The sequence below is a fragment of the Moorena sp. SIO3H5 genome, assembly GCF_010692395.1.
In the GTDB taxonomy this organism is placed as follows: domain Bacteria; phylum Cyanobacteriota; class Cyanobacteriia; order Cyanobacteriales; family Coleofasciculaceae; genus Moorena.
This window is the reverse complement of the sequence record NZ_JAAHHS010000453.1, coordinates 1-5,789: the sequence shown is the minus strand read 5'-3', so window position 1 is coordinate 5,789 and position 5,789 is coordinate 1. Positions and strand designations below refer to the sequence as shown.

5 protein-coding genes and 1 pseudogene are annotated in these 5,789 nt (G+C 43.3%); all 6 read left to right on the top strand.

The annotated features are described in order from the left end of the window. Nucleotides 1-46 precede the first annotated feature (46 nt). Nucleotides 47-1,307 (top strand): annotated as a pseudogene (locus tag F6K52_RS31060) (transposase). A gap of 188 nt (nt 1,308-1,495) precedes the next feature. After that, on the top strand, nt 1,496-2,980 hold the full coding sequence (locus F6K52_RS31055) for an SUMF1/EgtB/PvdO family nonheme iron enzyme (RefSeq protein WP_293088004.1): 1,485 nt from the start codon (nt 1,496-1,498) through the stop codon (nt 2,978-2,980). Between the two features lie 216 nt (nt 2,981-3,196). Beyond that, entirely contained in the window at nt 3,197-3,397 is a 201-nt protein-coding gene (locus F6K52_RS31050) for a hypothetical protein (RefSeq protein ID WP_293088002.1), read from the top strand. A gap of 66 nt (nt 3,398-3,463) precedes the next feature. Continuing rightward, nucleotides 3,464-3,697 (top strand): radical SAM-modified peptide, FtsH ternary system-associated, encoded by a 234-nt coding sequence (locus F6K52_RS31045; protein WP_070390780.1) that lies wholly within the window; start codon nt 3,464-3,466, stop codon nt 3,695-3,697. Nucleotides 3,698-3,771: 74 nt separating this feature from the next. Further along, on the top strand, nt 3,772-4,641 hold the full coding sequence (locus F6K52_RS31040; RefSeq protein WP_293087999.1) for a hypothetical protein: 870 nt from the start codon (nt 3,772-3,774) through the stop codon (nt 4,639-4,641). A gap of 180 nt (nt 4,642-4,821) precedes the next feature. Then, nucleotides 4,822-5,789: hypothetical protein (locus tag F6K52_RS31035; RefSeq protein WP_293087996.1), on the top strand; the 968-nt coding region annotated here is incomplete at its 3' end.

Genomic DNA, 5,789 nt, shown 5'->3' with positions numbered 1-5,789 from the left:
TTTGAGTGTTGTAGAATAAAGTAGAAAGCAGTTGAGGTCGAAACTGATGATTATCTTAGAGTTCAAAGCCAAAGGTAAAAAGCACCAATACTCTGCGATAGATGAGGCTATTCGTACAGTTAAATTCATACGTAATAGTTGTCTCAGGTATTGGATGGACAACAAAGGGGTTAACAAGTTTGACCTTAACAAATATAGTGCTGTTCTCGCTAAGAGATTCCCTTTTGCTAATGAGCTTAACTCTACCGCTCGACAGTCTAGCGCTGAAAGAGCATGGTCATCAATCCTTCGCTTTTTCGACAACTGCAAGAAGAAAGTACCTGGAAAAAAGGGCTTCCCAAAGTTCCATAAAAACTGCATAACAGTTGAGTATAAGCAGTCGGGATGGAAGCTATCCCCTGATAAAAAGTCAATAACCTTTAGTGACAAAAAGGGAATTGGAAAGCTCAAGCTTAAAGGTAAATGGGACTTTTGGCGCTTTGACAAGAAACAAATTAAGCGGGTTAGGATAGTTCGACGGGCTGACGGGTATTACATTCAGTTTTGTGTTTCAGTTGATATCAAAGAACAACTGGAGCCTGCTGACGCCACTATTGGCCTAGATGTTGGATTAAAAGATTTCTATACTGATTCTAGAGGAAATACTGAACCTAACCCTAGGTTTTACAGAACGGTAGAAAAACGCTTAAAGTTTCGTCAACGTCGAGTTTCCCGAAAAAAGAAAGGCTCTGCTAACCGTAAGAAAGCTATTAATAGATTAGGCAGAACGCACCTTAGAATAAGTAGGCAACGTGTTGGCGTAGCCTGCGCGCAGCGCATAGAACACGCGAAGAGACTCGCGCGTTGCGTAATCCGGTCTAACGACCTGGTCGCCTATGAAGACCTAGGAGTTAAAAATCTGGTGAAAAACCACTGTCTGGCCAAGTCTATTAATGATGCAGGTTGGTATCAATTTAGGAAATGGTTAGAGCATTTTGGCGAAAAGTTTGGTAGGGTCACTGTTGCAGTGAATCCTGCCTACACTAGCCAGAATTGTTCCAACTGTGGCGAAGTAGTCAAAAAATCATTGTCAACCAGAACTCACACCTGCAAGTGCGGTTGCCAACTGGATAGAGACCACAACGCTGCGATTCGGCTTTCGCCGACGCTACGCGAACAACATCCTCAAAAGAGCCTTGGGTACGGTGGGGCACACCGGAACCTGGATCTTAGATCCGAACGCTGGGGGAGATCTGACCTCTACTGTGATTGGTGCCAACCTGTCACAGCAAGTCGGGTCGTTGATCCAAGAATCCCCGCGTCTTTAGACCGGGGAGTGTCAAATGGTGCCCTCTCCTGTTCCCTGCTCCATGCTCCCTAACCCGTAAGCCACCACCAGGTGGGAAATACCAGAAAATAAAGGAAAATTTATGGAATTTGGTCTAATCAGAGTGTAGATACTAAATTAGAGCAGAGTATCAAGTTCTATTGTTCACAGGTCTTGAAGTAACCATCAATGAATGCTGGACATACCCCTGGTTATCTCCTCAAACAGATAAACGAAGCACTGCGTAGTGCTTTCCCTGATAAAACTGAATTAGAAATGATGGTGCTTTATGAATTAAATATAAATCTGAACGAGGTTGCTAGCGGTGGAAATTTAAAGCGAATAGTTCACAAATTAATAGAGCATTGTCAAGCTTACAATAAGTTAGAACAATTAATTGATGGAGCACTTAAACAAAATCCTAATAATGTTCAATTAAAGGCCATTAATAAAGAATTCAAAATTACCACTAGTTTAATCAATATATTGATTCCTTTAGAAAGGAAATTGATCAAACAAATGCAACAGGCTTATCGAGCTTGCTGTCACTATGAATTCCGGGATGATAGGAAAGATGAAATCCCTGACAGTTTCTATGATATTCTTAAAAAATTGAATGATATACCTCAAGCAACTGATGATGAAAAACTGATTGTCAAATTTGTCGATCATTTATTATTTAATGGAAATATTCCCAAGTCACAGGCTGAGCAACTAAAGCAATGGTTAAAATACAATTCTAATAACTTTTATAAGTTATTAGTTTACAAACAAAACTTAAATCGACAACCTGATTCAAGACGTTCAAAATCGGGAAAGCAAATAGTTTTAAAGCAGTTTTCCTTTGAAGTAGTAACAGTTAACGGTAGAGGAGTAATAATCAACCGAGAATCACAGCAAGCAAGTTATTTCACTGAAGATCTGGGGAATAAAGTAGACCTAGAGATGGTGTCTATCCCAGCAGGAAGCTTCTTAATGGGTTCCTCGAAAAGTGAGAGGGGGAGTAGTGACAGGGAAAGACCTGTACACCAAGTAAGTATTCAACCTTTTTTGCTGGGGAAATATCAGGTAACTCAAGCGCAATGGCGAGCTGTGGTTGAAAACCTCCCAAAAGTTAACCGGGACTTAGATCCAGACCCCTCTCAAATTAAAGGAGAAAATCGACCAGTAGAGGGAGTAAACTGGTATGATGCGGTGGAATTTTGCGATCGCCTTTCTGAACATATGGGAACGGAATACAGATTACCCAGTGAAGCGGAATGGGAATACGCCTGTAGAGCAGGAACTACCACACCATTCCATTATGGAGAGACCATAACCAGTAGATTTGCTAATTATAATGCTTCCGATACTTATGCACAGGAAGCAAGAGGATACTATCGAGGAGAAACCACCCCAGTAGGAAGTTTTCCTCCCAACGGCTTTGGCTTATACGATATGCATGGCAATGTTTTGGAGTGGTGTGGGGATCCTGATCATGGTAATTACAAAGGAGCCCCTACAGATGGGAGTATCTGGACTGAATTTGATAATTATACTGATTCTTATATACTACGGGGCGGCTCGTGGATCAGCAATCCTAGGTATTGCCGTTCTGCCTCCCGCGACATCTATAACGCGCGCGATCACTTCAGCAGGTATGTCGGTTTTCGTGTGGCTCGGGGTGTTGGGTAGGGTGTGTTAGGGGCGGGCTTGCCTTGATTTTTCGCCTCGTAGCCAGTTTTTGGATAGTCTGCCCCGTAACGAACCACAGGGTCAAACTTTATTTGAATCAACTTTGATCATGGCAATATAATCCTCTCAGCAAACAAACTCTGCAATCGCTCTAATTTACTACCCTTTTGATATAACAAATCTCCCTTACCCAACAAATAAGCTGCTTCAGTGTTGGTGCCACCAAAAATAATCTTTGAGTCGGCTTCAGAGGCTGTGCGTCAAGCAATTCGCCCTGGTAAATTAGACCGAATAATCGGAGTAACAACGTTTAGGACTCATGAGGTACAGTCTTCTTTGACATTGATTCCCTGTTTTAATACAGCCCATCGCTATTCCCTATTCTTTCTTCCCTGTTCCCTGTTCCCTAAAATCTAGAAATTGTGTACCTCACAAGTCGTAGAATTGCTATAGGTTTACCACCCAGCTACAAACCCTATTATCATGGATCACTCAGACTCTAATCTACCTCCGAAGCCACGCTTTGTGGCTTATCTACCCGATTTGATTACACAAGAGGATTATTTAGATTCCCCTAAACAACAAAAGCTCCGTGTGCGTATTGATATAACTGATGAAGGAGTCGAGATTCTAGGGGACAGTATGTATGCCCATCTTGTAGAAGAACTACTCGCTCAATTAGGTGCAGATGAGATCGAACGAATGCTTTGTGGCTAGCTTATTAGACTACCGCGTAACATCCTTTAAGAATCCCCCGTGCTTTAGCCGGGGGAGATGTCAATGGTTAACTAATGAGCGCAACTGATACAGCATTAAGAGTCATTCAGTGGGCTATGACCAATCCTGAAGGCATAGTCACCCCACCCCAAGGGGATTTGTCTGGTACAGAAAAGTTAGCTAATCCTCCCGTTGCTCTTAGCCAGGCACTGCAACAACTAACGGCGGTAACGGCAGCTAGACTAGGATGGGAAATGCCCCCATTAGGAGATAATAGTCCCCTTGGTGTCGGGGGAATTATTCTGGCTGCGGCCCTCGGAACAGCTAACCTAAAATTAGCTCGTACCCTAATTACCGCTTTATCAGACCCATGCTCTTCCCCATGCTCTTCAGGGGATTGGGTAGTGCGACATGGTCTAGTTGCCCCAGCTTTGCCGTTTCTGGCAGATGAGATAGCTGATGATTGCCGACAGGTATCCCTGCTAACAGCAGTATTAAATCGACCCGCAACTGGTCAGGAAAATTTAGCTTTTGATTTTATACTGAAACTTCTTGAACAGCCATCAACAAGATTGTCTCTGACTTTGCATCTGGCTAAACCAACTCTAGATATCAAAGTTCGCAACTGGCGGTCTAATTTACTTGAGCGTTTGCGCCCTGGTTCCGAAAAAAACCGTGATTTTGTGATTGAGGTCTATGAAGCTGCAATGATTTATCATCAGCAGGAGGTAATCAATCAAGTAAAAGCAGCCGCTGCTGTTATGACTGACCCAAAAGCAGCCAGTGATGACAGTCGTTTGCAAGATGCTTTGTCAGTTGCCAATTGGTGGCAGTCTCTATGGGCAATTGAGCGTGCAGATATGGAGGCTCTACGTCGCCATCGCTATCTTAGTTATTCTTACCGTGAGGGGATTAAGCTGTTTAATTTACGACAGAAATTATAGCGTTTATAGGACTCATGAGGTACACATTATTTTTTACCTCTTCCCTGCTCCCTGCTCCCTAAAAACCATAAATTTGTACCTCACAAGTCGTAGAATTGCTATATGAATAACAGCAACAACCGATAAAATCATTCTATTATTCAGCAACGCCCTGTGAACAACCCCTAACCCCTATTACTTATGAGTAGAAGGAGAAAAATTAAGCTGGTTCCGTTGGGAAATCCTGAACAGTTCCAAGATATTTTATACAGTGACGAATCCATAACACTTGGGGAGTTACTCTCTCAAGCTCCTGCTCTTAGCACCGAGCCGATCGATGAAAGTCTGATGGAGCAGGAAATAGGAAAATTCGTGATAATGGCTGTTGAAGAACCCTGGGATTGCCCTCTGTATCGTCCTCCTGGTTTAGTGATTAGTGATCAGACTCAAGAGGATAGCTCAGCCCCAGATAGCCAGCCTAGTGCTACAGAGTCTCAGCCAGCTGCTCCTACTCAACAGAAACCAGACAATCAAGCTGATCACCTCTCAACACCAGGGGATCATACCTTGCCTACTCATGTCAAGGAAAAAGATGCAGTCATACTGGCTTATGCCAGGGAAATTGATACAGCGGCATCCTTTTTGAGGGCAGAACTTTCAGTTTTAATTGTCTGTGAAAAGCTGGTGGTTGCAAACCTTTGGCAGGAAATGGCACGACGAGCTAATCTTAAGCCAGTCGAGCTGAGTGTGCCTGAGGAAGACGAATCAGGTCTGATGGCTCGCAGTCTTCGTCAACGTCAACTAGCAACTCTCAAACATCTGATTAACGCTCTCAAGCAAGGAGATGTGTTAGTTATTCCCCATTTAGATTTGCTGGCGGGGGGCAGTGATGCTAATTTACCCACAGAATCGAGGGAACTGATTGAATTAGTTTATAAACAAAGCGATCGCTTAATTTTAGCCTTTGCTGACCGCTCCCAGGATATTCCGGAAGTCCTAGCAGCGCGATTTGCAGTTCGTTTGCTGATTAGTGGTGTATCCCGCACAGTAGTTTATCCTAATGGTGAGGAAAAATCCATTGGTAGAGCCTTAGTTACCGCAGATGAGGCAGCACATTTCCAGGATTTTGACCCAGAGGGGCTTTATAAAAATGTCAGATCGGAAGCACA